This window comes from Priestia sp. YIM B13486 (assembly GCF_042787865.1).
In the GTDB taxonomy this organism is placed as follows: Bacteria; Bacillota; Bacilli; order Bacillales; family Bacillaceae_H; genus Priestia; species Priestia megaterium.
Genome location: NZ_JBHZOZ010000001.1, coordinates 534,029 through 560,942 on the forward strand (window position 1 = coordinate 534,029; position 26,914 = coordinate 560,942).

Sequence of the window (26,914 nt, forward strand, 5' to 3'; positions counted from 1 at the left end):
TAAACCCGATATATTTTAACATAAAAGATGGGGAATGCGAAGTATCGCGATTCCCCAATTTTAAATTTCCACTTATTTTTCGGTATTTTGCTTTTCTTTACCTGTAATATGCTTGGCTTTTTCTTTGTTATGTTCTTCTAACGTTTTGGTAAAAATAACTTTTCCTTCAGGTGTGGCCAAGAAGTATAAATAATCTGTATTGGCTGGATGTAACGCAGCTTTGATTGACATCAAACCAGAGCTGGCAATTGGTCCTGGAGGCAACCCTTTCACTTTATAAGTATTGTAAGGGGAGTCCACTTCTAAATGCTTATAGAACACGCGGTCTTTATGCTCTCCTAAGGCATATAAGACGGTTGGATCCGTTTGAAGAGGCATATTTTTTTCAAGGCGATTATAAAAGACGCTGGCAATTTTTTCTCGGTCGACTTTTGCAGTTGCTTCCTCTTCAATCAGAGAAGACATGGTTAACAATTTATGTGCACTGAATTTTTTCTTCTCCATTTGCCCACTGTACTGACCTAATACATTATTTGTTTTCCCTACCATTTTATCCAATATTTCATCTAACGACACATTTTTATCATAAAAATCATACGTAACGGGATATAAATAACCTTCTAGCGGATGTTTAATATCTTTTTGCATCACTTCATCCGTTACTAAATCTGGATATTTTTCTTTCATTTTATTGACGAATGCCTTATCGTCTAGCTTTTTCATGACTTCATCTTTTGTAAACTTTGTATTTTTAGCAATGATATCAGCAATTTCGACAAGCTGACGTCCTTCTGGAATGGTGACACGAATATCCGGTTGTTTTGAAACCTCGCCTTTTTCCATTTTTTCAACCATTTCCCCTAAGCTCATGGAAGGAGAAAATAAATACGTTCCAGCTTGAAATCCAGACACATGGGTTAATTTTACGTAATAGCGAAATGCACTTTTACTTTTAATTAACTCTTCTTTTTGCAATACCGTACCAATCGATTGGACGGAAGAACCTTGTGGAATGGTCACATTTACTTTTTTACTGCTGTTTCGATCCACGGGCGTTAAGCGGGATTGAGCATAGAAAAATGCACCGCCAACTAGTAAAAGAAGTACGATAATTGTAATAAAAATAACTCGTTTTTTTCTTGAACGATTAGGTGGTAAAAATGTTTGTTGCGACAAGCAGCTTCCTGGTTAAATCTACTTCTGTAAAAGAAGATACAACCAGTTTCACCTCTTTTCTTCTTGATTTTTTATAAGTATGAACAGAGAGGAGACATGAGATTGCGATTCATTCGTATCGCCTATAGGTGTGAGATGGTATCGCTTCCTTAAACTCTCGCCTCTTCTAAAATTTTTCCATGATTTATGTTATTGTCTGCCCAAAGTCTAGTTTCATCCGTTCAAACAATGAATTCTTTTATTAAAATGCACTCTCACACGCAGGAATTATTATACTACAATTTATCTTATTTTTCGTCATTATCATACAATCTGCCCTAAGAATGCAAGGAAAAACCTTTTTATATCTAAAAAGAACAGCCGCTATGTAAAAAAAAGCTGATAACGATTGTCATCAGCTTTTTCACTATAATTATTCGCCTTCTTCGTCAAGGAATGTATTAACCATTTCCTCAACCATGTCCCACTCTTCTTCTGTTTCAATCGGTTGAAGCTCACCGTCTTGACCATCTTCACTTGGTGTGAAAGCAGATGCATGAATTTCAATTTCCTCTTCATCATCTTGGTCTGCTCCGATTGGATAGTAAATTACATATGATTTGTTATATTGATCAGAATCAAATGTGAATAAAATTTCGCATAGCTGCTCATTTCCATTCTCATCGACGATTGTAATTTTATTTTCTTCTACGCTCATGTTTGCACCTCATTTTATATTGTAAGCTCTTAGCTTAACTTTTTCTTCAGCGAAAAGCAAGTCGTTCAGTTATTTCACTTCCCTTTTACGTACAAAAGAATATGCAAAAGGGAAATTCATAACTTTTCAGCTGAGGCAAAGCCTGCTGCTTTTCTTACTGCTTGCTGTCTAAGTATCCTTGAAGAATCATAACAGCTGCCATTTTATCGATTACTTTTTTGCGTTTCTTGCGGCTTACATCGGCAGACAGCAGTACTCGCTCTGCTGCCATCGTCGACAAGCGCTCGTCCCACATCATCGTTTCAATGTTAAGTTTTTCTTTGACGTTGTCAGCAAACTCAATGCACGCTTCGCCTCGAGGGCCAATCGTACCATTCATATTTTTAGGAAGACCCACTACAATTTTCTCTACGGAATATTCGTCAATTAGTTGCTGTAAACGAGGATATGATTGCTCCATCTGCTCATCTGCAATTTTAATTGTTTCAATTCCTTGCGCTGTCCATCCCATTTCATCACTAACTGCCACACCAATTGTTTTGGTTCCTACATCTAATCCTAATACGCGCATTTATGAATCCTTTCGATGCTGTTGTAAATAAGATTTAACAAGTTCTTCAATGAGCTCGTCTCGCTCTAACTGGCGAATTGTGTTTCTCGCATCGTTATGACGAGGAATGTAAGCAGGGTCTCCTGATAACAAATACCCAACGATTTGGTTGATCGGGTTGTAGCCTTTTTCTTGCAGTGCGTCATAAACCGTAAACAATACTTCATGTACGTTTGTTTCAGCTGGCTCATCTTGAAAATTAAATTGCATGGTTTTATCAAATGAACTCACGGTCCCACCTCACTCTCTTAATTTGTGAACACATTGTGCACTATGCTAAGTCTTATTTATATTGTACACCAAGAAAGAGGAGAATTAAACGGATTTAACCCATTCTTCTACAGTGCCAAGTGCTTTTTCAATTTGGCTAGCGTCTTTTCCTCCAGCTTGCGCCATGTCAGGGCGTCCGCCTCCGCCTCCGCCGCAAATCGTCGCTACTTCTTTAACAAGCTTGCCTGCATGATGGCCCTTAGCAATTAAATCTTTTGTTACACCTGCAATAATATTTACCTTTTCACCTTGTGGAGAAGCTAATACGATCACAGCGGATTCTAATTTTTGTTTTAAATCGTCAACCATTGCGCGAAGGTTATTCATATCCGTTGCATTCACTTTCGCTGCTAGTACATTCACACCATTAATGTTTTGCACGCGGTCAACGAGATTGCCAGCTTCAATATTGCCAAGCTTTGTAGATAGTGAATCATTTTCACGCTGAAGGTTACGAATTTCTTCTAGTAATCCTTCAACTCGCCCTACTAAATCACGCGGGTTGGATTTTACTTTTGCCGCAGCTTCTTTTAGTAAGCCTACTTGATCGTTCATTAACTGATAGGCAGCTTTTCCAGTTACAGCTTCAATGCGTCGAGTACCTGCACCGATTCCCGATTCTGATACAATTTTAAATAAACCGATAACAGACGTATTTGGCACGTGACATCCACCACATAATTCTAAGCTGTAGTCGCCTACTTGTACTACGCGCACGATATCTCCGTATTTCTCACCAAATAGCGCCATTGCACCCATCGCTTTTGCTTCGTCAATTGCTTTGTTTTCAATTTGTACAGAGATGCTGTCCCAAATCTTTTCATTAACGATTTGTTCAATTTTCTCGAGCTCTTCTTGTGTCACTTGACCAAAGTGAGAGAAGTCAAAGCGCAAGCGATCCGCTGTTACTAAAGAACCCGCTTGATTAACATGCGTTCCTAACGTATCTTTTAATGCTTGATGCAATAAATGCGTTGCCGTATGGTTTTTCACAATCGCACTGCGGTTTTCTTCATCAAGCGTCGCCGTATATGTTTCACCTTTTACAAGCTCACCGTTTGTTACAGCTACCGTTTGGACATTTTGGCCGTTTGGCGCTTTTTGAACGTCTTTTACTTGCGCTGTTCCTGCAGCACTTTGGATCGTACCTTGGTCCGCAATTTGACCGCCGCTTTCTGCATAGAATGGCGTGTGGCTTAAGATGACTTGCGCTTCTGTTCCAGCTTCAGCGCGGTCAACAAGCTCACCGTCTACAATAATTGCTTCAACAACTGTTTCTACTTCATTTTTATCATAGCCAACAAACTCACTTGCAACGGTTACTTCACCAAGTACGCCGCCTTGAACTTGCATAGAACTAGAATCTTGACGAGCAGCACGCGCACGCTCACGCTGTGCTTCCATTTCACGTTCAAAACCTGCATGATCAATTTTCATGTTCTCATCTTCTGCATATTCTTCCGTTAATTCAACAGGGAATCCATACGTGTCATATAAACGGAAAACATCTTCGCCTTGTACCGTATCACTGTTTTGCGCTTTTTCTTTTTTAATAACGGTTGCCAAAATAGCTAGTCCGTCATTTAACGTTTCGTGAAAACGCTCTTCTTCATTTTTTACTACGCGCTGGATAAAATCCGTTTTTTCCTTTACTTCCGGATAGAAATCAACCATGATTTCACCTACTACCGGCACTAGCTCGTACATGAACGGACGATTAATGTTTAACTTTTTAGCATAGCGAACTGCTCGGCGTAACAAACGGCGCAGCACATACCCACGGCCTTCATTTGAAGGAAGCGCACCATCACCTACAGCAAATGTTACCGTACGAATATGGTCAGCAATGACTTTAAATGCCGTATCTTGCTCATCATTTGTACGATATTTAGCGCCTGAAATGTTTTCTGTTGCTTCAATAATTGGCATAAACAAATCTGTATCAAAGTTTGTTTGCACGTCTTGAATAACAGAAACCATACGCTCTAAGCCCATTCCCGTATCGATGTTTTTCTTTGGAAGCGGCGTGTACGTGCCATCAGGATTGTGATTAAATTGAGAAAATACAAGGTTCCAAATTTCTAAATAGCGCTCATTTTCTCCACCTGGATATAATTCGGGATCAGTTAGGTCATTTCCATATGCTTCTCCGCGATCATAAAAGATCTCTGTATTTGGACCACTCGGACCTTCTCCGATATCCCAGAAATTACCTTCTAAACGAATGATGCGCTCTTTAGGCACGCCCATTTTTTCATTCCAAATCTTAAATGCTTCTTCATCTTCAGGGTGAACTGTTACAGATAGCTTATCTGCGTCGAATCCAATCCATTTATCGCTCGTTAAGAATTCCCATGCCCATTGGATGGCTTCTTCTTTGAAATAATCACCGATAGAGAAATTGCCAAGCATTTCAAAAAACGTATGATGGCGAGCCGTTTTACCTACGTTTTCGATATCGTTTGTACGAATGGATTTTTGTGCGTTACAAATACGCGGATTTTGAGGAATAACACGACCATCAAAATATTTTTTTAATGTAGCTACTCCACTGTTAATCCATAATAAAGATGGATCTTCATGCGGAACTAAAGATGCGCTTGGTTCTACATCATGGCCTTTTTCTTTAAAGAAATCTAAATACATTTGACGAACTTGTGCTGACGTCAGTTTTTTCATGATTGGTCCTCCTTTAATACTCTTCTTATTTATAGACAAAAAAATGATGACATAAAAGCATCTATTTTCTCCGTGTACAAAAGCAATTGCTAGTTATTTGCACACAAAAAAACTCTCATCCCTGTAGCAGGGACGAGAGTTGAACTCGCGGTACCACCCTGATTATAAATGCCAAAAGCATTTATCACCTTCATAGCGTTAACGTTGCTGACACGGCAGGTTTTAGCCTGCACTCTGGACTAGCGTTCAGCTGCTCTTTGTTTAGCGCTTCTTTCAGCCAAGGAAGCCCTTCTCTAAAAACCAGTGTGCAACGTACTCGATCCATCATTGTGTTTAAAATATGTAGCGTTTTCTTATGGCGATATTATGACAAATTAACCGCTCTTTGTCAATGTTTGAGCGTATAAGAGCGGATATGCAAAATAGATATTTTAATGACTGCTAAAATTGGCACAGCCAAAATGAGACCCAATACTCCTCCAAATTCTCCTCCTAAAAGGAGTGCAAGCATGATAAACAAAGGATGAATATGAAGACTCTTTCCTACGATAAGCGGAGACAGCACATTTCCCTCTAGAAACTGCAGCACAAAGATTATAATGACAATGGTAATAACCAACTTTATCGAGATTGTGGCTGCAATAATAGCCGCTGGAACTGCACCAATAATCGGGCCAAAATAAGGAATGATATTCGTTACACCAATAATGAAGCCTAAAAGAAGTGCATAAGGTACATGAAAGAACCACAGTGCTGCCGTGGCAATCACACCAATAATGAGACAAACAAAAAACTGCCCTCTAATATAATTGCCGAGCGATTCATTCACATCCGATAAAAAACGTTCTCCTGGTTTGTGCCACTTTTTAGGCGTGACATAAGCCGTTGCTTTCTTAATAGAGGAAAAATCCTTCAGCATATAAAAAACAATAAATGGAATAATGATTAAAATTAAAAAAGAGGTAATCAATGACTTTAATCCTTCGGCCACTTTTGTAAGCCACACGTTGAGCGTAGCCTCTACATCATCAATGCTGCCTTCAATTTTCTCATGTACACCGTTTGGAAGTGAAGTTGTACGATCATGAATCGATTCTACCCAATGTCTATATGTATTCGTAAAATGAGGCAGCTGTTCATTTAAATCTTTTACTTGTTCCACAAAAATAGGGTACGACTTATAGGCTCCAAACCCAATTCCTCCAAAAAAGATGATGTAGATCAGTAAAATAGCTAGAGGACGAGGCACGCCTTTATCATGCGTTTTTTCAATAAGCGGATGAAGTAAATATGTAATGAATGCTGCAATAAAAAAAGGCAGCAGTGCTTTTAAAAACATGTAAATAACAGGAAGCCATAAAAACTGGACTTTAAAAAAGACTAATATGCACAGCAGCGCTAATAACAGCAGTCCGAATCTATAGAACCATTTGAATGAACTATCTTTCAACGTAAACTCCTCCTCTCTTCTATTTTTTGATAAAGAAAGGAGTTTATACATGCTGTTGTCTCTTCTGCCTGCAAAAAAGCACTATTGCAGCTCAGTGCAATAGTGCTTTTTTTATTAGTGAATAGCTTTCATCATACGTTTACGCATTTTTTTCATATTTCTTTTTGTAAACATCTCTCGATCATCTGCCATTTTAAATGCATAAGCTCCAAGACCGAAAGCGACTACTGACGGAATAATTCTGCCCATTGCTCTTCCTCCCGGTAAAAAAGAATTAGAAATTAATTGTGCGCTCGTCGTCTGAGAACAAATCATCAAGCGAGCTCAATGTTCCATCTTCTTCTACTTGGTGAGTATTAATTTGTCCTTTTGAAATAGTCATTTCAATAAAACAATTCCAACAGTAATACTGATTTACACCAATTTTGCCAACGTCAATACTTTTACAGTTTGGACATTTAAACAAAGTCGACACCTCTTTATACGTTCTACTTATATAAACGCATTATGTCCACTTCTTTCCATGTCCATACTTTATTTTCTGACAATTAGCAAAGAAGGATGGCAACAAAGGAGTTTATTTAACTCTTTGTTAGCATACGAAAGGTTACATGAAATCATACGGCGTAACGTTTTCCATCCCAATATTTGCATCTTTCATAAATGGAATTTCGGGATCTTCTATGTCGTTATCCAAGCTTTCTCGAAGCAACGGCTGTAAATTCGTTTGGCGAACGCTGTCTTCATTTCGGCTAACTCCCAGCTGAAACGCTTCGTCTTCTCCGCATAAAATTAAAAACTGTTTGCTTCGCGTAACGGCGGTATAAAGTAAATTACGTCGCAGCATCCGGTAATAGCTTTTAACAATTGGAAGCACAACAATTGGAAATTCACTTCCCTGTGATTTATGAATGGAACAGCAGTATGCATGAGTTATTTGATTAAAGTCTTGCTTTGTGTAAGTTACTTCATTTCCTTCATATGAAATAACCAGCATATCCTGTTTTTCCGTATTTTCTTTGGCAAAGAAAACCGAGACGATTTCTCCCATATCTCCGTTAAATACGTTGCTATCCGGCTGATTTACAAGCTGCAGCACTTTATCTCCGACTCGGTACGTAATATCTCCGTGCTTAAGCTCTCTTCTTTGTTCAGAAGCCGGGTTGAATAATTCCTGAAGAACTTCATTCAGCTTATCAATACCTGCAGGACCTTTATACATAGGAGCTAAAACTTGAATATCTTTAGCCGTATAGCCTTTTTTTAACGCATTCCCGCAAACTTGTTGCACGACGTTCGTGATGTGCTGTCCTTGACAACGAATAAAAGAACGATCTCCTTGCTGCCTTGATAAGTCTTCCGGAAGCTTTCCTTTTTTTATTTCATGAGCCAAATCAATAATTGACGATCCTTCCGCTTGCCGGTATACATCTGTCAGACGGACGGTAGGAACTACTTCTGAACTCAGTAAATCTTTTAACACCTGTCCCGGACCTACTGAAGGAAGCTGGTCTTCGTCTCCAACTAAAATAACCTGTAAATTAGCAGGAAGAGATTTAAAAAGCTGATGAGCAAGCCACAAATCTACCATTGATACTTCATCCACAATCAGTAATTTTCCGTCAATTGGATTTTCCTCATTATGATCAAATCCTTCTTGTCCGTTCCATTTTAATAATCTGTGAATGGTAACTGCCGGAAGTCCCGTCGCTTCGCTCATTCGTTTAGCAGCGCGTCCAGTAGGTGCCACAAGTAAAACAGGAAAAGCTTCATCTTTTTTATAATCCCCTGGATTTAACGAACATCCGTGAAGTTCTGCATAGAGTTCGACTATTCCTTTAATAACCGTTGTTTTCCCTGTACCTGGTCCACCCGTTAAGAGAAGCATCGGAGACATTAAAGCGGTTTGTATGCCCTTGCGCTGAGAAGGTGCATATTGCACGTCTAATCGCTCTTCTAGTTCACCCAGTGCCAATAAGAATTCTGATTCTGGAAACTGCTCTTCGTACTGTGTTTGAGCCATAATTTTTTGAATAGCTTTAACCAGCCCTTTTTCAGCATAGAAAAGGGGAGGAAAATAAATTTTTTCGTCTTGAATGATAAGCTTTTTGTCTGCTTTTAATGCGTCCACTTCTCTTGTAAGATCCATTTCAGACAGGTTCTCATGCCTGCTTTTTCGAAGAAGCTCTGCTGTTTTTCCATACAGCTGATCTGCCGTGACGTATACATGTCCCATTTGATTGCATTCTTGCTCAATGACATATAAAATACCTGCACGCAAACGATCAGGATGATTGGTTGCCATACCAAGCCTCTTTCCAAGTTCATCGGCCCTGCTAAAGCCAATACCTTGAATATCTTCTACAAGCTGATAAGGATTATTTTGAACAATTTCAAGCGCTTCTTGTTTGTACGCTTGGAAAATCTTCATCGAAAGCTGCGGTCCAAACCCAAGGTCTGTCAGCTTTACCATTACTTCTTCTAACCCTTGATGTTCACGAAGCTGCGTGACTAAAGCTTCTGCCTTGTCGGCTGAAAGCCTCGGAACCTCTTTTAGCACAGACTCATTTTGCAAAATACGAAAAATAGCGCGTTCTCCTAGAGCGTCCACAATGTTTTCAGCAGTTTTTTTACCGATTCCGTGAAATAAATCGCTAGACAGGTACTGAACAACCCCTTGCCTTGATTGCGGAAGTTCTTTTTTAAACTGTTCAACATGAAACTGCAGACCAAACTTTGGATGCTCTTTGAAGTCTCCGTAAAACGTGTATACTTCATCTTCATTCAGCTTAGGAAAATAGCCTGTAACGACCGTTTCTTTATCTTCAATCTCTAAATTTGTTTTTTTGATCCGTATCCGCGTAACGTTATATAAGTTTTCTTCGTTATGAAAGACCGTTACAATCGACGTGCCGCTTATATAATGACGTTCTGGCTGTGAAGGGTTCACTTGTTCTTCGTTCATGTTATCCTTCCTTTACCCGCTTTCTTAATGTTCTAATGTAGACAGAACTTGTTTGGCATTTGCTGCCATTACGTGATCTGGCTGCACGTTTAAAGCTTCATCTAACATCTCAATCGCCTTGTCTTTGTCGTCTTTCATAGCATACGCTACGCCTAAATTATAAAAAGCATCGGCGTGTTCTGGCTCTTGATTGACTACCTTAAGAAATTCAGCAATCGCTTCATCTACCATTTCGAGCTGTGCTAAACAAAGACCGTACTGAAATTTTGCTTCTACATCATGTTCGTTTAGTTCTACCGCCCGCTGAAGATAAGGCATCGCAAAACGAATTTCTTCCATATGAAACAGCGTTAAACCAAGCATAAAGTACGCATCGGATGAATCTAAGCCTTTTTTGATTGCTAAATCAAAGTAGTGCTTTGCCTGCTCAAGCTGCTCTGCATTAAAATAAATATTTCCTGCTCCGTAATACGCTGTTGCCGTTTCTTCATCTAATTCAATCGCACGTTCATAAAATTTCAAAGCACGATCCATCTCACTAACAGCCGCTAACAAATTGCCAAAATTCACATACACAATTGGATCTTTTGGATTATCTTCAATTGCTTCTGAAAATGTTTTAGCAGCCTCTTCAAATTTCCCTTCCTGCATATACTGAATTCCTAGCTGATTTTTATCTGTCATTTTTTCGTTCACTCCACTGTTTTAGTTATGATTTAAAAGATTTTCACATCATGAAAATCTACAATATGTAAGTTATTAGTTTACCCAATAAGTAAAGTATATCATAGAAAAACCTCAGCTATATACGGCCGAGGTTTTTCGTTCTTGCTTATATGAATTATACGTACCAGATTTGCTCTTCTTCTTGAAATACTTTGTCAATTGTTGCTCCGCCAAGACATTCATCGTCTTTGTAAAACACAACTGCTTGACCTGGCGTAATTGCGCGAACAGGGTCAGCAAAAATAACCTTAATTGTATCATCATCGACTTTTTCAACGGTTACTGCTGAATCAGTTTGACGATAGCGGAATTTTGCTGTGCACGTCATTGGTGACGACCAGTCACGTTCGCTTACCCAGCTGACATTGGTTGCTGTAAGAGATGTAGAATAAAGAAGCTCATTGTGAAAGCCTTGATCGACGTATAAAACATTTTTTTCTAAATCTTTTCCGACTACAAACCAAGGTTCACCGCTGCCTCCAATACCTAAACCGTGGCGTTGACCAATCGTGTAGTACATAAGACCGTCGTGCTTGCCTTTTACTTCGCCGTCAAGCGTTTGCATTACACCTGGCTGAGCAGGAAGATACTGACTTAAAAATTCTTTGAAGTTGCGTTCACCGATAAAGCAAATACCTGTGCTGTCTTTTTTCGTTGCTGTAGCAAGGCCTGCTTCTTTCGCAATTTCACGCACTTTTGATTTCTCAATTTCACCAATCGGGAACATTACTTTTGAAAGCTGATCTTGTCCTAATTGATTTAAGAAATACGTTTGATCTTTATTTCCATCTACGCCTCTAAGCATTTTATACTCCCCGTCGCGGTACGCGACGCGTGCATAATGTCCTGTCGCTAGATAATCTGCTCCTAGCGTCATTGCATGCTCTAAAAAGGCTTTGAATTTAATTTCTTTATTACACATTACATCAGGATTCGGTGTACGACCTGCTTTATATTCCTCTAAAAAGTAGGTAAATACTTTATCCCAATATTGTTTTTCAAAGTTGACTGCATAGTAGGGAATACCAATTTGATTACATACGCGAATAACATCGTTATAATCTTCAGTCGCAGTACAAACGCCGTTTTCATCCGTATCGTCCCAGTTCTTCATAAAGATTCCGATCACATCGTATCCTTGTTGTTTTAATAAAAGAGCTGCTACGGATGAATCAACGCCTCCGCTCATTCCGACTACTACACGTGTATCTTTAGGTGATTTTGTCAACTTCGCCACCTCCGTTTTCTTCATTTTAATTAAATTGTTCGCTAAAAAGCGAAAGAAACGACACAAACCATCAGTGAGGGATGAAGACCCTACTGATGGCTGCTATTTACATCGTTAGTCGCTTAACGATGTTTGCTGTTTGACGTGCGGTTTTTTCAATTTGCTCAGCTGAGTTTCCTAAGCCAAAGCTAAATCGAATAGAAGTTGTTAAACGTTCAGAACCTTTTCCAAACATAGCAACAAGCACATGAGAAGGATCGATTGCTCCCGCTGTGCAAGCTGAACCGCTCGATGCCGCAATTCCTGCTAAGTCTAAATTCACGAGCATCGATTCAACATTTGTTTTTGGAAATGATAAATTTAACACATGTGGCAGAGAATTTTCAAGATGTCCGTTAATTTCAAATGAAATACCTTCTTCTTTCAACACAGCTACCATTATTTCTTTGTATCTTCTATATTCATCTGCACGTGTTTGCAGCGTTTGTTGCGAAATTTTCACAGCTTCTTCAAACCCGACAATACTTGTCATGTTCTCAGTTCCAGCTCGTCGTTTGCGCTCTTGTTCTCCTCCAAATAGCAAAGGAGACAGTGAAACATGAGCAGCTGCATATAAAAAGCCCATCCCTTTTGGTCCGTTAATTTTATGAGCAGAAACGGATAAAAGATCGACACCTAATTGTTGCACATTTAACGGAATTAATCCATAAGCTTGCACTGCATCCGTGTGGAAATATGCTCCATGCTCTTTTAATAGAACTCCAATTTCTCCAATTGGCTGAATAGCACCTACTTCATTATTTCCAAACATCACCGACACAAGAATTGTTTGATCGGTTAGGGCTGATTTTATTTCATCCACAGATACTTGTCCGTACTCATTAACTGGTAAGTAAGTCACTTCAAAGCCCTGTGTTTCTAAATATTCACACGTATGAAGCACAGCGTGGTGTTCAATTTGCGTGGTAATAATATGATTTCCTTTATGGCGGTTTGCAAGAGCTACTCCGATCAGTGCCATATTATCTGCTTCTGTCCCACCACTTGTAAAAATCAGTTCATTTTCGTGTGCTCCAATACTTGCTGCAATCGTTTGGCGAGCTTCGTCTAAATAGCGTCGACTTTCCCGTCCGTAGTGATGAATACTGGACGGATTTCCAAAGTACTCATGCATAAAAGTCGTCATTTTCTCAACGACTGCTGGATGTATTGGAGACGTTGCTGCATGATCAACATAAATACGTTCCAAAATAAACGCCTCCTAGCTCATTATTAAATATAAAACATATAAGACGCTTGATCATCATCAGAATGATTTGCTAAATCTTCAAGCGTTGTACTATCTAGCACTTCTTTAACCGCATCTCGAATACGAATCCACAGCTCGCGTTTTGCAGGCTCTTCATCTTCAATTCCTTCTACAGGACTAATAGGACCTTCTAAAACAGAAATAATATCACCAGAAGTAATGTTAGCAGGTTCATGTGCTAAGATGTAACCTCCATAAGCTCCGCGCACGCTTTTTACAAGCCCAGCGTTACGCAGCGGTGAAATAAGCTGCTCTAAATAATGTTCAGATAAGTCATGCGTTTGAGCAATAGTTTTAAGCGAGATAGGACCTTCGCCAAAGCGCTTCGCAAGCTCAATCATAATCGTTAAACCGTAGCGTCCTTTTGTTGAAATTTTCATACGATACACTCCTTCAATACACTTTTTTATTTATGAAAAAAATAAGACCCTCACGTTGTCACTGAATGCTGTGATGAGTCGTTTTTTACTAAGCTATATGAACTTCTCTATATGCATTTCTTGCAAATGTAACTGTTGATATTATAACATACTATGCCTATAAGATAAATTTCGACCACCTATTCACCGCTTGTGATACAGTGAAAGAAAAGAAAGGAGAAAAACATGGCTACAAAACCTCTCGCATTTCGAATGCGTCCGACTCATTTAGATGACGTTATCGGACAGCAGCATTTAGTTGGCAAAGATAAAATGATTTATCGAATGGTAAAAGCAAATCACTTAAGCTCGATGATTTTATATGGACCTCCAGGCGTTGGAAAAACAACAATTGCCACGGCTATTGCAAAAACAACCAACACGGCGTTTCGTCAGTTAAATGCCGTTGTAAACAATAAAAAAGATATGGAAATTGTCGCCGAAGAAGCCAAAATGTCAGGCAAAGTAATTCTCCTGTTAGATGAAGTTCATCGGCTTGACAAAGCTAAGCAAGACTTTTTGCTTCCTTACTTAGAAAACGGCATGATCATTCTAATCGGAGCGACAACAAGCAATCCTTATCACGCAATTAATCCTGCTATTCGAAGCAGATGCCAAATCTTCGAATTAAAATCTCTTACGCCAGATGATATCAAAATGGCGCTAACAAGGGCGCTCAACGACTCATCAAACGGATTTGGGGATAGAAAAATCATCGTAGAAGATGACGCCATGAACCACTTTGCCAACAGCTGTAACGGTGACGTGCGCTCGGCTTTGAATGCTCTGGAACTGGCTGTTTTATCAACAGGTGAAAGCGATGGTAAAATCGTTATTACCTTACAAACGGCAGAAGAATGTTTGCAGCAAAAATATTTTTCACATGATAAAAATGGTGACGCTCACTATGATGTATTATCGGCTTTTCAAAAATCGATTCGCGGCAGCGACGTAAATGCCGCTCTTCATTATTTGGGACGGCTAATTGAAGCAGGAGACTTGATCAGCATCAATCGTCGCCTTTTAGTCATTGCCTATGAAGACATTGGACTAGCTGATCCGGATGCCGGCATGAGAACTCTCGCAGCTATTCAAGCAACTGAGCGATTAGGACTCCCAGAAGCACGTATCCCGCTTGCAAACGCCGTTATTGAGCTTTGTCTATCACCGAAGTCCAACGCTGCTTACAAAGCATTAGATGAAGCGATAAGCGATATTAAAAAAGGGCTTTCCGGCGACGTTCCCCCTCATTTGAAGGATGCTCATTACAAAGGAGCAGAGAACCTTGGCCGAGGCGTTGAATATCAATACCCGCATGATTTTGATAACGGATGGGTCCTTCAACAGTATTTACCGGATCGCATCAAAAACAAACAATATTTTCATCCTAAACAAAATGGACAAGAAAAATACTTTTCAAAAGTTTTCAATCGTTTAGAGACATTAAAAAAAGAAAATGGCTGAAACTGTTGCTCAGTTTCAAAGCCATTTTCTTTTTTGTCTTTATCTATTAAGCTGCACTTTTAACGCCTTTGCGTTTTTTCGTTTTTGTTGAACCTTTAAAGTAGCTGTCTAAAAGTTTAGCGACTAAACGAGCGATTATGTTAAACAACAGAACCATAATGATTAAAATAGCAGCTGACTTTGTTGCAATCAATCTTGCATCAGGTACGATTCCTTCAGAGTTTAATTTCCAAATGTGAACGGCAAGCGTCTCTGCTGGTCGAAAAATATTAAACGGGTTTACAGGACTCGTTAAGTCAGCATTTGAATTTAACATCGGCGTCGTTAAGCCAGCCGTATAAATCAACGCAGCTGCCTCTCCAAAGATTCGTCCCGCTGTTAAAATAACGCCTGTGATAATTTGTTGAATCGCTGATGGAATGACGACTTTGACAATTGTTTGCCATTTAGTCGCACCCAACCCTAAACTCGCTTCTTTTACGCTCGCAGGAACAGATGCAATCGCACTTTCACATACGCGTGTTAAACCCGGTAAATTTAAAATTGTAATCACAAGTGCTCCGCCGATAAGCGTATAGCCCCAGCCTGAAAATGTGACAAAAATTAATAATCCAAATAAACCAACTACAATGGACGGTAATGACGCCATTGTTTCGATACATAAGCGGACGAAATTTAAGAAACGACCTTGCTTCGCGTACTCCGCTAAGTAAATCCCGGCTCCTAAACCAAGAGGAATAGAAATGATCAGCGTTAAAACAAGCATGTAGAACGAGTTAAACAGTTGGGGTCCGATACCGCCTCCTGCCATCGTATTGCTTGGCTTTCCAAATAAAAAGTTCGGATCCCAAAATCCCCAACCTTTAGCAATAATTTCAACAACTAAATACACTAATAGCAACACAACTAGAGCGGCAATGCCATAAAAAATACCTGTCCATATATTATTTACTGTGCGTGCATTTTTGTTTCTCATTGATGAGCACCTCGTTTCCCAATTGCTCGGATAATTAAAATGAACACGAAAGAAATAAGCAGTAAAATCATGGCTAACGTCCACAATGCGTTATTCCATGCCGTTCCGTTTAACGTATTAGACATATCCATTGTTAAAATACCTGTTAATGTTGCCGTTGGGCTATATAAGCTTTCAGGAAGCTTAACCGTGTTTCCGATAACCATTTGAACAGCTAGCGCTTCTCCGAATGCACGCGCAAGCCCTAACACAATACCTGTTAAAATACCTGTTTTAGCAGATGGAATAATGACTCGGCTAATTGCCTGCCATCTTGTTGAACCTAGTCCATAAGAAGCTTCTAAATATTCAGGTGCTACGCTTCGAATTGCATCGTCAGCAATACTTGCAATTGTCGGAAGAATCATGACGCTTAAGACAATAATTCCGGCAATCAAACTAAAGCCCACTCCGCCGAAGTTATCGCGAAGAAGCGGCACTAAAATTGTAACCCCTAAAAGACCGTATACCACTGAAGGAACTCCTACTAAAAGTTCTAAAACGGGTCGTAAAACCGTTGAACCAAATTTAGGCGAAATATAGTTGTTAAAAATGGCGATAGCAATTCCAATTGGAGCACTTATAATAACGGCTCCGATTGATACAAGCATGGAACCTAGAATAAACACAAGTGCACCGTATTCTTTATTGTTTGGACTCCATTTTGTTGAAGTCAACATTTCACCGATTGATATATTACTTTGTAAAAATGACTGTATGCCTTTTTCACAAATAAATACGATAATAGCTAACGTAACAAGTACAATTAAAATACCGCAAAATGTAGAAAGCGTACGGCCAATGTATTCGCTTTTTACATAATTAATGGATTTTTTCCCCTTCATCGCTCTGTCTCCTTACATATTCAGTATATATTCGCTTTTCTTTTTATTCGCTATATACTTTATTAACATTCAAATAGAATAAGACTGACTGTGTTAGTCAGCCCTATTCTTTTTAAAAACACTCTTATTTTTTGAACTCAGTCATTGGGATATATCCCATATCTTTTACTTGCTTAGCAAAGTCTTTACCAGCTACGTAGTCAATGTACTCTTTTGCACCATCTTTTGGCTCACCGTTTGTAATCATGTACTCATAAGACCAAAACGGATATTTTTTAGAAACAATGTTTTCTGTTGTTGGCTCTACACCATCAATATTAAGCATTTTTAAACTTTCTTTTTTATCGCCAATTAAATACGACATAGCAAGGTAACTTACTGCTCCTGGCGTTGAGTTTACTGATTGCTCAACCGCTCCGTTTGAATCTTGAGCTGTACCAACGCTGTCATTTACTTTTGCGTCACCCATTAATGTTTTCTCGAATGTAGCACGTGTACCAGATGATGCTGGACGGTTGATTACGTTAATTTTCTCGTCGTTTCCGCCAACTTCTTTCCAGTTTTTAATTTCACCAGAGAAAATCTTTTGAATTTGCTCTTTTGTTAACGATTCTACTTTTACATCTTTATTTACAACAAGTGCGAACCCAATGCCCGCTACTTTCGTATCGACAAGTTTATCTGCTTTTGATTTATCTTCGATTTTATCAGCTGCTGGAACGTCAGAGTTTCCAATGTCAACTGCTCCTGATGCTACTTGGTTAACACCCGTTCCACTACCTCCACCTTGTACCGTTACTGAAAGGTTTGGATATTTTTCAGTAATTCCATTGGCTGCTTCTTCTGCAAGTGGTTGTAAAGCTGTAGATCCCGCCGCTGTTAACGTACCTGAAACTTCTTCTTTGCTGCCCGAACCACTGTCGTTGCTTGCTCCGTCTTTACCACATGCTGCTAGTGCTCCTACCATTAAAAAAGCTGCTAATGTTACTTTAAAACCCTTTGTTTTCATTACATTACCCTCCAATAAATATATGTGTAATTAGTACTAGTCCTTTGTACTCGAACAACAGGTACAAGACACATTATACGAGTAGATTGTTGTCTTTATATGAAGTGAATTTTAAGTTACTGTAAACTTACTTATTTGGGGTTTATTTTTTCTTATTTCTATCAAAACCCTTGATACATAAGACTTTCTGAATATTGCTGTAGAAGATATAAAAGAAAGAAAGCCAAAACGTAAATTTTATGTAAATAAAGCGTTAAATAAATTTACATAAATCTCTTTTTTTAATACAGTGTAAATTCACCATCAAGCCATATTTTTCAATTTATTAGTACTTTTTATACATATCAAACAGAAGATTCCATCCAAAGCATAAATAGAACAGATATTTCCATAAAAAAAAGAAGGCTGCGATAGCCTTCTTTTTATTCATCACCTACGCGGCGAATCTTAATATCACTTAATAATTCATTGATAACATGGCCGCCCATAATTAATCCTGCTACAGATGGAACAAAAGCATTAGAAGATGGGGGCATTTTCGCTTTGCGAATTTGCGCTTGATCGTTTCCTACTTCTTTGCGAACTTCTTCGCGAATAACGATTGGACGTTCATCAGAAAAAACGACGTTAATTCCTTTGCGAATTCCTTCTTTACGCAGACGAGTACGAACCACTTTTGCAATCGGATCTGTATGTGTCTTTGAAATGTCTGCAATTTTAAAACGTGTTGGATCCATTTTATTCGCAGCACCCATACTTGAAATAATCGGAATATCACGTTTTAAACATTCTTTCATTAAATGAATTTTATACGAAATCGTATCGGATGCATCCACTACGAAGTCGGGTTTGTAACTAAAGAACTCTTCATACGTTTCTTCCGTATAAAACATTTGAAGAGAAACGACGTCACAGTCTGGGTTAATATCCAAAATACGCTGTTTCATTAATTCTGTCTTGGGCTGACCTACCGTAGAAAGCAGCGCGTGAATTTGACGATTTACGTTTGTAATATCAACATCGTCTTTATCTACAAGAATTAAACGCCCTACTCCTGACCGAGCCAAAGCCTCAGCAGAAAACGACCCTACTCCTCCTATCCCTAAAATAGCAACTGTGCTGCCTTTTAAAGTAGCTAGCCCTTCTTTTCCTATCGCCAGTTCATTACGCGAAAACTGATGCAACATGTTAAAACACTCCTCTATTAAATACACCAACGTGTATGATTAATTCAAATAAACAACGAAATTGACTATATCATATTTTTAGCAAAACGAACATGAGCATTCGTTATTTATCCATAAAAAAACTCTATGCAAATAATTACATAGAGGATTTTTTATATGTATGCTAGTCCCGATCGTGCCGTCTCGAGTGCCTTCGTTTTGAACCCGCTCTCGGCAGGTGGGTGCTCTGCTTTAACCATTGTAAGTCCTCGAGATGAGGCATGTACGCTCGTTAAAAACTCCGAGCTCCCAAGCAAAAAATTGTTCGGTCAAAACTGGATTAAGGACGAACACATCAGGACTATTTAGTTCTTGAAAGTATCTTATCACAGAAAAAATCACTTTGCAATTAATAAGTAAAACAAAAAAATCGAGCCTGTCACGTTCCAGTGACAGGCTCGATTTAACAGACGGTTCAATCGATTACGCTTCTGTTTTTTGCTTTTTCACCTGCAAATGCAGCTCGTCTAATTGCGCTTCACTTACTTCACCAGGTGCGTTTGTTAATAGACAGCTTGCACTTGCTGTTTTAGGGAAGGCAATTGTATCACGCAAGTTTGTGCGTCCTGCTAGAAGCATAACCAAACGGTCAAGACCTAATGCAATTCCGCCGTGAGGAGGAGTACCGTATTCAAATGCTTCAAGTAAGAAACCGAACTGCTCATATGCTTCTTCTAATGTAAATCCAAGCGTTTTAAACATTTTTTCTTGAATATCACGCTCGTAAATACGTAAAGATCCTCCGCCAAGTTCGTAACCATTCAATACTAAGTCATATGCTTGTGCACGGACTTGTCCAGGATCGCTTTCTAACATTGGTAAATCTTCACGAACTGGCATTGTGAATGGATGATGAGCCGCGTAGTAACGGTTGTCTTCTTCATCATGCTCAAGAAGAGGCCAATCTGTTACCCATAGGAAGTTAAATTTCGTTTCATCAATAATTCCTTGTTCTTTTGCAAGCTTTAGACGAAGAGCGCCAAGTGCATCTGCTACAACTGACTTTTTATCAGCTACAAATAAAAGTAAATCTCCTTCTTCCGTTTGAAGAGCTTCAGCAAATTGCTTTTGCTCATCTTCATTGAAGAATTTTGCAATCGGTCCTTTTAAGCCGTCAGCTTCCACTTTCAACCATGCTAACCCTTTAGCACCGTAAATTTTCACGAACTCTGTTAGAGCATCGATATCTTTACGTGAATAGCTAGAAGCGCCACCTTTCACGTTAATTGCTTTTACTTCTCCGCCGTTTTCAACTGCTGCGCTAAATACTTTGAACCCGCAGTCTTTCACAAGCTCTGATAAGTTGACTAGCTCCATTTCAAAACGTGTATCCGGCTTATCTGAACCGTAGCGACTCATCGCTTCATCATATGACATGCGCGGGAAAGGCGTCGTTATATCTAAATCTTTTACTCGCTTCATTACTTTAGACATCATTTCTTCCGTCATTGTCATGATGTCCTCTTGAGATAAAAATGATGTTTCAATATCGATTTGAGTAAATTCAGGCTGACGATCTGCACGCAAGTCTTCATCGCGGAAGCAGCGAGCGATTTGATAATAACGCTCAACTCCGCTTACCATTAGCAGCTGCTTAAAGATTTGCGGTGATTGAGGAAGAGCATAAAACTCCCCTTCGTGCACGCGGCTTGGCACAAGATAATCACGTGCGCCTTCTGGCGTACTTTTCGTTAAAATAGGTGTTTCAACATCTAAAAAGTCATTTTGATCCAAGAAGTCACGAATTGTTTTTGTAATGTCATTGCGCATTTTAAGCGTGTTAAACATCTCAGAACGTCGAAGGTCTAAATAACGATATTTTAATCGAACATCTTCTGATACTTCCGTTTGATCTGCAATGGCAAAAGGAGGTGTTTTGGCTTTGTTTAATACCGTAATCTGCTCAGCGTGAACTTCAATTTTACCTGTTTTTAAGTTCGAGTTAACGGTTCCCTCTTCACGAGCTACAACAGTTCCTTGCACTTCCAGTACGAATTCATTACGTACATCTTCAGCAATTTTTAGCGCTTCAGCAGATTTTTCAGGATTAAATACAACCTGTACAACTCCGCCGCGGTCGCGTAAATCAATAAAGATTAATCCCCCTAAATCACGGCGTTTTTGAACCCATCCTTTTAATAGAACTGTTTCGCCAGTTGCTTGTTCTGTTACATCTCCACAGTAGTATGAACGTTTTGTCATCATGGTTCCCCCTTATACTTGTTTTTGCAAATAGCTGACCAATTGATCAATTGATACTTCTTGCTGTTCGCCAGATTCCATATTCTTTACATTTACAACTTGTTTTGCTAGCTCATCTTCACCTAGAACAACAACAAATTTTGCTTGTACACGATCAGCTGCTTTGAACTGAGCTTTCATTTTTTTATCTTGATAATCTTTATCGGCTACAAAGCCTGCGCGTCGAAGCGTATTTACAATTGAAACGGATTTTTCTTTTGCTTCATCGCCCATGGTTACTACATAGCAATCTACGCCTGTTTCTACCGGAAGCTCAATTCCTTCTGCTTCCAATGCAGATAATAAGCGTTCGATACTTAAAGCGAATCCGATACCCGGTGTTTCAGGTCCGCCGATTTCTTGAATCAGCCCATTATAACGGCCTCCGCCACAAAGAGTTGTAATGGCGCCAAATCCTTCTGCTTCACTCATTAGTTCAAATGCTGTGTGATTATAATAATCTAACCCGCGTACCAGCGTCGGATCTACAACATAGTCAATGTCTAAATCGGTTAAGTACTGCTGTACTTTTTCAAAATATTCTTTTGAATAGTCGTTTAAATAATCAAGAATAGACGGCGCTGTAGCCATCAGTTCATGGTCACGATCTTTTTTACAGTCTAAAATACGAAGAGGATTTTTCTCCAATCTGCTTTGGCAGTCGCTGCAAAACTCTCCAATGCGAGGTGCAAAGTGGTCGATAAGCGCTTGACGGTGAGCTTGACGACTTTCTGTATCTCCTAAACTGTTAACAACCAACTTTAATTTTTTTAATCCAAGCGATTGGTAAAAGCTCATTAACAGGGCAAGAACTTCAGCATCAATAGCTGGATCATTTACTCCTAATGCTTCTACGCCAAACTGAACGAATTGACGGAAACGTCCCGCTTGAGGTCGTTCATAGCGAAACATAGGGCCAATATAAAACAGCTTGGTTGGCTGCGTTGGATTTCCAAACATTTTATTTGAAACAAATGATCGTCCAACTGCAGCTGTTCCTTCTGGGCGAAGCGTTAAGCTGCGGTCACCTCGATCTTTAAATGTGTACATTTCTTTTTGCACGATATCTGTTGTTTCTCCCACTCCGCGCAAAAATAATTCAGTGTGTTCAAACATTGGTGTACGAATTTCTTGGTAGTTGAACGCACGGCAGATCTCTCTTGCTCGCTGTTCAACAAACTGCCAATATTCTACTTTGCCCGGTAAAATATCTTGTGTGCCTCTAGGTATTTGAACTGACATAACGTGATATGCCTCCTATTTTTAAAATTTACAATACAAAAAAACTCTCGCCTCTACTATTTTTCCATAGTAGGGACGAGAGTTAATCTCACGTGGTACCACCCTAATTGAAACATATGACATGTTTCCACTCATTTCGTTAACGCACGAACACGTTCATCTCCTACTAAGTTTCCCTTTTCAGAGTGAAGCCTCCTGAGTGTTCTTTCATAAAGTCATCATGTAGAAATGCTTTCAGCCTAAGACATTTCCTCTCTAGCCATGTGTCATCTTTACTACTTTTCTCGATCTTTGGCTTATCAATATAAAAATGTTATACATTCATTTTAATTTAGCAATTGCTTTCTATATTACGAATGAAATGAGCAGTTGTCAAGCACCTTTCATGTTAAGAGCGGTCTAATTGTTTTCTTAGTTTCTGAATATCTCGAAGCGTTAAACCAAATTCAGAAGCCAATTCAAGGGATGAAGCTTCACTTTCTCTGTCAATAAAATCATGAAAATGAATGCCAAATACCGGATTTACCTGCTGAAATGATTGTTCACCTTTTTCACTAAACTTCATCGTTTCTTCCTCCCTGCCTACACTTACTTATCCTTTTATTAGCATTGCCCAAAAAAGATGTTTTTACATAAGAGAAAGGATTTTTTTTATTTTCATCGAATACTCTATTTTGTTATAAAAAGGAGGTCTATCTATTCGCCATCTAAACATGAAGTCTGTATCTGTTTTGGCTGCAAGTATCCTTTTATTACTGTGCTCTTCCTCATTTGAGCGCCCAAATGTACCGGTGCATCAACCCATTATTGTAACAGCTGACTCTCTTCATGTACGGAGCGGTCCAGGACGTTCATTTTCAATTACAAATAAATTGACGAAGAATACAAGACTATCCGTTTCAGACCGTCAAGGAGATTGGTATTATGTAGAAAGTTCGGGTATTCAAGGCTGGGTGTTTAAAAAATTCACGAAAACCGTAACGCTTCGCAGCGTTCAACCTAGCATGCAGGTAGCACAGCGTCAGCCTGTCTATACGCTGAGTAAAAGCTTGCGGCACCTAAAGGGCAAAACAATTATTATTGATGCAGGCCATGGTGGAAAAGACAAAGGAGCCATCGGCACACAGGGCACATATGAAAAAGACCTCACTCTCCGAACAGCACTTATTTTACAAAACAAACTTCAAAAAGAAGGCGCACACGTCATTTTAACCCGCACCCATGATGAGTACCTTCTACTTTCACAGCGCACGCTGCAATCGACTAAAGCAGATGCTTTTATAAGCATTCACTACAACAGTACGAACAGCTCACAGCTAACTGGCCTTATGACGTATTATTACCATCAGCATCAGGACAGTCCACTCACACATTCTATTCATCAGTCCCTTATTAATCATGCAAAATTGAAAGACAAAGGAGAACGTTTTGGAAACTATTATGTTCTTCGCGAAAATACACGTCCGAGTACATTAATTGAACTGGGCTTTTTAAGCAACGAAAGGGAAGAAACGTATATTGATTCCATCAGTTATCAGCAAATGATTACGTCCGCTATCGCTGAAGGATTAAATCACTACTTTCAAAGCAAAGAAAAAACGCAGGCTCATCTGTGAGTCTGCGTTTTTTCTTTGCTTTCTACAATAAGTGTGACCGGTCCGTCATTTGTAAATGATACGTCCATCATTTCACCAAATGCGCCGGTCTCTACTCGAACATTTTTTTCTGATAATACTTTATTAAAATAGTTGTAAAGCGTTACAGCATGATCTGGCCTAGCAGCTCCCATAAAGTTTGGTCTTCTGCCTTTTCGGCAATCTCCGTACAGCGTAAATTGAGATACCGATAAAATTTCTCCTTCTACATCTAGAAGCGACAAATTCATTTTGCCAGACTCATCATCAAACACTCGCAAATTCACAATTTTATCTGCTACATACTCTGCATCAGCTTCAGTATCGTCATGGGTAATGCCCACTAAAAGCATATATCCGTGCTTAATCTCACCGACCGTCTCTCCTGCAACAGTTACTTTTGCATTCTTTGCTCTTTGTACGACTACTCTCATGTATAACTACCTTTCTTAATGCATAATTCGGCGAACTGAATAAATGTCTCGAAGCTGCTTAATGCGCTCAACCACTTTATGAAGGTGACTGATGTTATGAATAGAAATTGACATATGAATCGTAGCCATTTTGTTTCGGTCCGATTTTCCTGAAACGGCTGAAATATTCGTTTTAGTCTCGTTTACAACCTGCAGAACTTCATTTAGTAAGCCTCTGCGGTCGTATCCGGAAATTTCAATTTCCACGTTAAACTCTTTGCCTTCTTTAATATGTGTTTCCCACTCTACAGGAATAAGGCGGCTTTCAGCATCATCTGTGTGAACGTTTAAACAATCTGCTCTATGAACAGATACTCCTCGCCCCTTTGTAATAAAACCAACAATCTCATCTCCAGGAACTGGATTACAGCATTTAGACAAGCGAATCAGCATGTTCTCTACACCCGGTACGATAACCCCGGAATCTTTTCGTTTATGCTGGCGAACACGCTTGGCCGCAGTGTCGCGTGCAATATCATCAATTTGGATCTCTTGTTCTTGATCACGCTGCTTTCTCCACTTCTCGGTTAAACGATTAGCTACTTGAGCCGCAGTTAATCCGTTATACCCAATAGCTGCATACATATCATCTTCGTTTGAGAAATTAAACTTCTCCGCTACTCGTTTGATATTATCAGCTGTTAATACTTCTTTTAAGTCAAACTCCATTTGACGAATTTCTTTTTCAACCAGCTCTTTGCCTTTTTCAATATTTTCATCGCGGCTTTGCTTTTTAAAGAATTGGCGAATTTTATTTTTGGCTTGAGACGTTTGAGCAAGCTTTAACCAGTCCTTGCTTGGACCATACGAATGCTTAGACGTCAAAATTTCGATAATGTCCCCCGTTTTCAAACGGTAATCAAGCGTAACCATCTTGCCGTTGACTTTTGCTCCAATGGTTTTATTTCCGATTTCAGAATGAATACGATAGGAAAAATCAATTGGAACAGAACCCGAAGGAAGCTCAATGACGTCGCCTTTTGGCGTAAAAATGTAAACCATGTCAGAAAACAAATCAACTTTTAGAGATTCCATAAATTCTTCTGCATCGTTTGCGTCATTTTGAAATTCTAAAATTTCTCTGAACCACGTCAACTTTTCTTCAAATGAAGCATGCTCAGCTGTTTTTCCTTCTTTGTAAGCCCAGTGAGCAGCAATTCCATACTCAGCAATTTGGTGCATGTCAAACGTTCGAATTTGAACTTCTAACGGATCACCTTTTGGTCCGATAACCGTCGTATGAAGAGACTGGTACATATTTTGTTTTGGCATTGCAATATAATCTTTGAAACGTCCCGGCATTGGCTTCCAGCACGTGTGAATAATTCCTAACACCGCATAGCAGTCTTTAATGCTATTTACAATAATGCGCACAGCTAGTAAATCGTAAATTTCATTAAACTGCTTGTTTTGCAGTGCCATTTTACGATAGATGGAATAAATATGTTTTGGACGTCCTGAAATTTCAACTTTAATCGACACTTCATCTACTTGCTCTCGAACTTCATCAATAACTTCAGCCAAATACTGCTCGCGTTCCGCACGCTTTTTCTTCATCAAATTTACAATGCGATAATATTGCTGAGGATTTAAGTAACGTAAAGCTGTATCTTCAAGCTCCCACTTAATTTTTGAAATACCAAGACGATGAGCAAGAGGAGCAAAAATTTCAAGCGTTTCATTTGAAATGCGTCGCTGTTTTTCCTGCGGTAAATGCTTTAGCGTACGCATGTTATGAAGACGATCCGCAAGTTTGATCAGTATGACTCGAATATCTTGAGCCATTGCTACAAACATCTTGCGGTGATTTTCAGCCTGCTGCTCTTCTTTAGACTTATATTTAATTTTTCCCAGTTTTGTTACGCCGTCTACTAACATTGCTACTTCTTCATTAAAAGCTTTTTCTAAATCTTTTAGTGTTATCTCTGTATCTTCAACCACATCATGTAGAAATCCAGCTGCAATTGTTGCTGGATCCATATCTAGATCAACTAAAATTCCTGCGACTTGAATCGGGTGGATAATATATGGTTCACCCGACTTGCGATATTGTTCTTTGTGAGCTTCTTTTGCAAAATCATATGCTTTTTGTACAAAAGCCACATCTTCTTCATTTAAATATCGCTTCGTATTGTCAATGACCTGTTCCGCTGTTAGGACTTGCTCATTTGCCATGAAATCACCTTTTATCAACTAGCATTTTTAATTCATATTGTAACTATTATCTTGAAAAAAT

At 39.2% G+C, this 26,914-nt stretch carries 24 protein-coding genes, 1 other RNA gene and 1 other annotated feature; of the genes, 2 read left to right on the forward strand and 23 right to left on the reverse strand.

Features of this window, described 5'->3' with window-relative positions; genetic code table 11:
• Positions 1-72: 72 nt before the first annotated feature.
• From mltG to cymR, 13 genes are all read right to left on the reverse strand, one after another.
• A complete protein-coding gene (gene mltG, locus ACFX4G_RS02750; protein WP_377572796.1) occupies positions 73-1,176 on the reverse strand; it encodes an endolytic transglycosylase MltG in 1,104 nt (367 codons plus the stop codon).
• 412 nt (positions 1,177-1,588) lie between these two features.
• Positions 1,589-1,873, reverse strand: a complete 285-nt coding sequence (locus ACFX4G_RS02755; protein WP_013059285.1) for a DUF1292 domain-containing protein — start codon at positions 1,871-1,873, stop codon at positions 1,589-1,591.
• A 154-nt stretch (positions 1,874-2,027) separates the two neighbouring features.
• Positions 2,028-2,444, reverse strand: a complete 417-nt coding sequence (gene ruvX / locus ACFX4G_RS02760) for a Holliday junction resolvase RuvX (RefSeq protein ID WP_013059286.1) — start codon at positions 2,442-2,444, stop codon at positions 2,028-2,030.
• Positions 2,445-2,714, reverse strand: coding sequence for an IreB family regulatory phosphoprotein (locus ACFX4G_RS02765; protein ID WP_013059287.1), 270 nt, complete (start codon positions 2,712-2,714; stop codon positions 2,445-2,447).
• Between the two features lie 84 nt (positions 2,715-2,798).
• Positions 2,799-5,432, reverse strand: coding sequence for an alanine--tRNA ligase (alaS, locus tag ACFX4G_RS02770; RefSeq protein WP_097824621.1), 2,634 nt, complete (start codon positions 5,430-5,432; stop codon positions 2,799-2,801).
• 388 nt (positions 5,433-5,820) lie between these two features.
• Positions 5,821-6,882, reverse strand: coding sequence for an AI-2E family transporter (locus ACFX4G_RS02775; protein WP_013059290.1), 1,062 nt, complete (start codon positions 6,880-6,882; stop codon positions 5,821-5,823).
• Positions 6,883-6,996: 114 nt separating this feature from the next.
• Positions 6,997-7,131, reverse strand: coding sequence for a YrzQ family protein (locus ACFX4G_RS02780; RefSeq protein ID WP_013059291.1), 135 nt, complete (start codon positions 7,129-7,131; stop codon positions 6,997-6,999).
• Positions 7,132-7,156: 25 nt separating this feature from the next.
• The gene (locus ACFX4G_RS02785) at positions 7,157-7,348 is read right to left on the reverse strand and encodes a hypothetical protein (RefSeq protein WP_013059292.1); all 192 of its coding nucleotides are present in this window, start codon (positions 7,346-7,348) and stop codon (positions 7,157-7,159) included.
• A 141-nt stretch (positions 7,349-7,489) separates the two neighbouring features.
• Complete coding sequence (gene recD2 / locus ACFX4G_RS02790) at positions 7,490-9,847, reverse strand: SF1B family DNA helicase RecD2 (RefSeq protein WP_013059293.1); 2,358 nt, start codon at positions 9,845-9,847, stop codon at positions 7,490-7,492.
• 24 nt (positions 9,848-9,871) lie between these two features.
• Complete coding sequence (locus tag ACFX4G_RS02795; RefSeq protein WP_013085089.1) at positions 9,872-10,531, reverse strand: tetratricopeptide repeat protein; 660 nt, start codon at positions 10,529-10,531, stop codon at positions 9,872-9,874.
• Between the two features lie 157 nt (positions 10,532-10,688).
• The gene (gene mnmA / locus ACFX4G_RS02800; protein ID WP_377572798.1) at positions 10,689-11,801 is read right to left on the reverse strand and encodes a tRNA 2-thiouridine(34) synthase MnmA; all 1,113 of its coding nucleotides are present in this window, start codon (positions 11,799-11,801) and stop codon (positions 10,689-10,691) included.
• Between the two features lie 106 nt (positions 11,802-11,907).
• A complete protein-coding gene (locus ACFX4G_RS02805) occupies positions 11,908-13,050 on the reverse strand; it encodes a cysteine desulfurase family protein (protein WP_025750574.1) in 1,143 nt (380 codons plus the stop codon).
• 23 nt (positions 13,051-13,073) lie between these two features.
• Positions 13,074-13,490 (reverse strand): cysteine metabolism transcriptional regulator CymR, encoded by a 417-nt coding sequence (cymR, locus tag ACFX4G_RS02810; RefSeq protein ID WP_013059297.1) that lies wholly within the window; start codon positions 13,488-13,490, stop codon positions 13,074-13,076.
• Positions 13,491-13,715: 225 nt separating this feature from the next.
• Here cymR and ACFX4G_RS02815 point away from each other — a divergent pair, with 225 nt between their 5' ends.
• Entirely contained in the window at positions 13,716-14,993 is a 1,278-nt protein-coding gene (locus ACFX4G_RS02815; RefSeq protein WP_013085092.1) for a replication-associated recombination protein A, read from the forward strand.
• Positions 14,994-15,039: 46 nt separating this feature from the next.
• Here ACFX4G_RS02815 and pstA read toward each other — a convergent pair whose 3' ends face one another.
• From pstA to ACFX4G_RS02855, 8 genes are all read right to left on the reverse strand, one after another.
• Positions 15,040-15,969, reverse strand: a complete 930-nt coding sequence (gene pstA / locus ACFX4G_RS02820) for a phosphate ABC transporter permease PstA (RefSeq protein ID WP_377572800.1) — start codon at positions 15,967-15,969, stop codon at positions 15,040-15,042.
• Positions 15,966-16,853 (reverse strand): phosphate ABC transporter permease subunit PstC, encoded by an 888-nt coding sequence (gene pstC / locus ACFX4G_RS02825; protein WP_013059300.1) that lies wholly within the window; start codon positions 16,851-16,853, stop codon positions 15,966-15,968. Before pstC ends, pstA begins: the two co-directional genes overlap by 4 nt.
• A gap of 124 nt (positions 16,854-16,977) precedes the next feature.
• Positions 16,978-17,862, reverse strand: a complete 885-nt coding sequence (locus ACFX4G_RS02830) for a phosphate ABC transporter substrate-binding protein PstS family protein (protein ID WP_043976147.1) — start codon at positions 17,860-17,862, stop codon at positions 16,978-16,980.
• 422 nt (positions 17,863-18,284) lie between these two features.
• Complete coding sequence (locus ACFX4G_RS02835) at positions 18,285-19,049, reverse strand: tRNA threonylcarbamoyladenosine dehydratase (protein WP_025750578.1); 765 nt, start codon at positions 19,047-19,049, stop codon at positions 18,285-18,287.
• Between the two features lie 162 nt (positions 19,050-19,211).
• Positions 19,212-19,393: non-coding RNA, 6S RNA (gene ssrS, locus ACFX4G_RS02840), on the reverse strand.
• A 118-nt stretch (positions 19,394-19,511) separates the two neighbouring features.
• Positions 19,512-21,290: an aspartate--tRNA ligase gene (gene aspS / locus ACFX4G_RS02845; RefSeq protein WP_043976143.1), complete on the reverse strand. Its 1,779-nt coding sequence runs from the start codon at positions 21,288-21,290 to the stop codon at positions 19,512-19,514.
• A gap of 12 nt (positions 21,291-21,302) precedes the next feature.
• Positions 21,303-22,571 (reverse strand): histidine--tRNA ligase, encoded by a 1,269-nt coding sequence (hisS, locus tag ACFX4G_RS02850; protein ID WP_016765628.1) that lies wholly within the window; start codon positions 22,569-22,571, stop codon positions 21,303-21,305.
• Positions 22,572-22,639: 68 nt separating this feature from the next.
• Positions 22,640-22,872 (reverse strand) — a binding site (T-box leader).
• 87 nt (positions 22,873-22,959) lie between these two features.
• Positions 22,960-23,136 carry a hypothetical protein gene (locus ACFX4G_RS02855; protein ID WP_013059305.1) on the reverse strand — a complete coding sequence of 59 codons (177 nt, stop codon included), beginning with the start codon at positions 23,134-23,136 and terminating at the stop codon, positions 22,960-22,962.
• Positions 23,137-23,302: 166 nt separating this feature from the next.
• On the opposite strand from ACFX4G_RS02855, the gene ACFX4G_RS02860 reads away from it, so the two are divergent.
• The gene (locus ACFX4G_RS02860) at positions 23,303-24,187 is read left to right on the forward strand and encodes an N-acetylmuramoyl-L-alanine amidase family protein (RefSeq protein ID WP_377572802.1); all 885 of its coding nucleotides are present in this window, start codon (positions 23,303-23,305) and stop codon (positions 24,185-24,187) included.
• On the opposite strand, the gene dtd is transcribed toward ACFX4G_RS02860, so the two are convergent.
• The gene (gene dtd / locus ACFX4G_RS02865) at positions 24,178-24,639 is read right to left on the reverse strand and encodes a D-aminoacyl-tRNA deacylase (RefSeq protein ID WP_043976137.1); all 462 of its coding nucleotides are present in this window, start codon (positions 24,637-24,639) and stop codon (positions 24,178-24,180) included. The genes ACFX4G_RS02860 and dtd overlap by 10 nt on opposite strands.
• Before the next feature lie 15 nt (positions 24,640-24,654).
• Positions 24,655-26,853 (reverse strand): RelA/SpoT family protein, encoded by a 2,199-nt coding sequence (locus ACFX4G_RS02870; protein WP_013059308.1) that lies wholly within the window; start codon positions 26,851-26,853, stop codon positions 24,655-24,657.
• Positions 26,854-26,914: the final 61 nt, after the last annotated feature.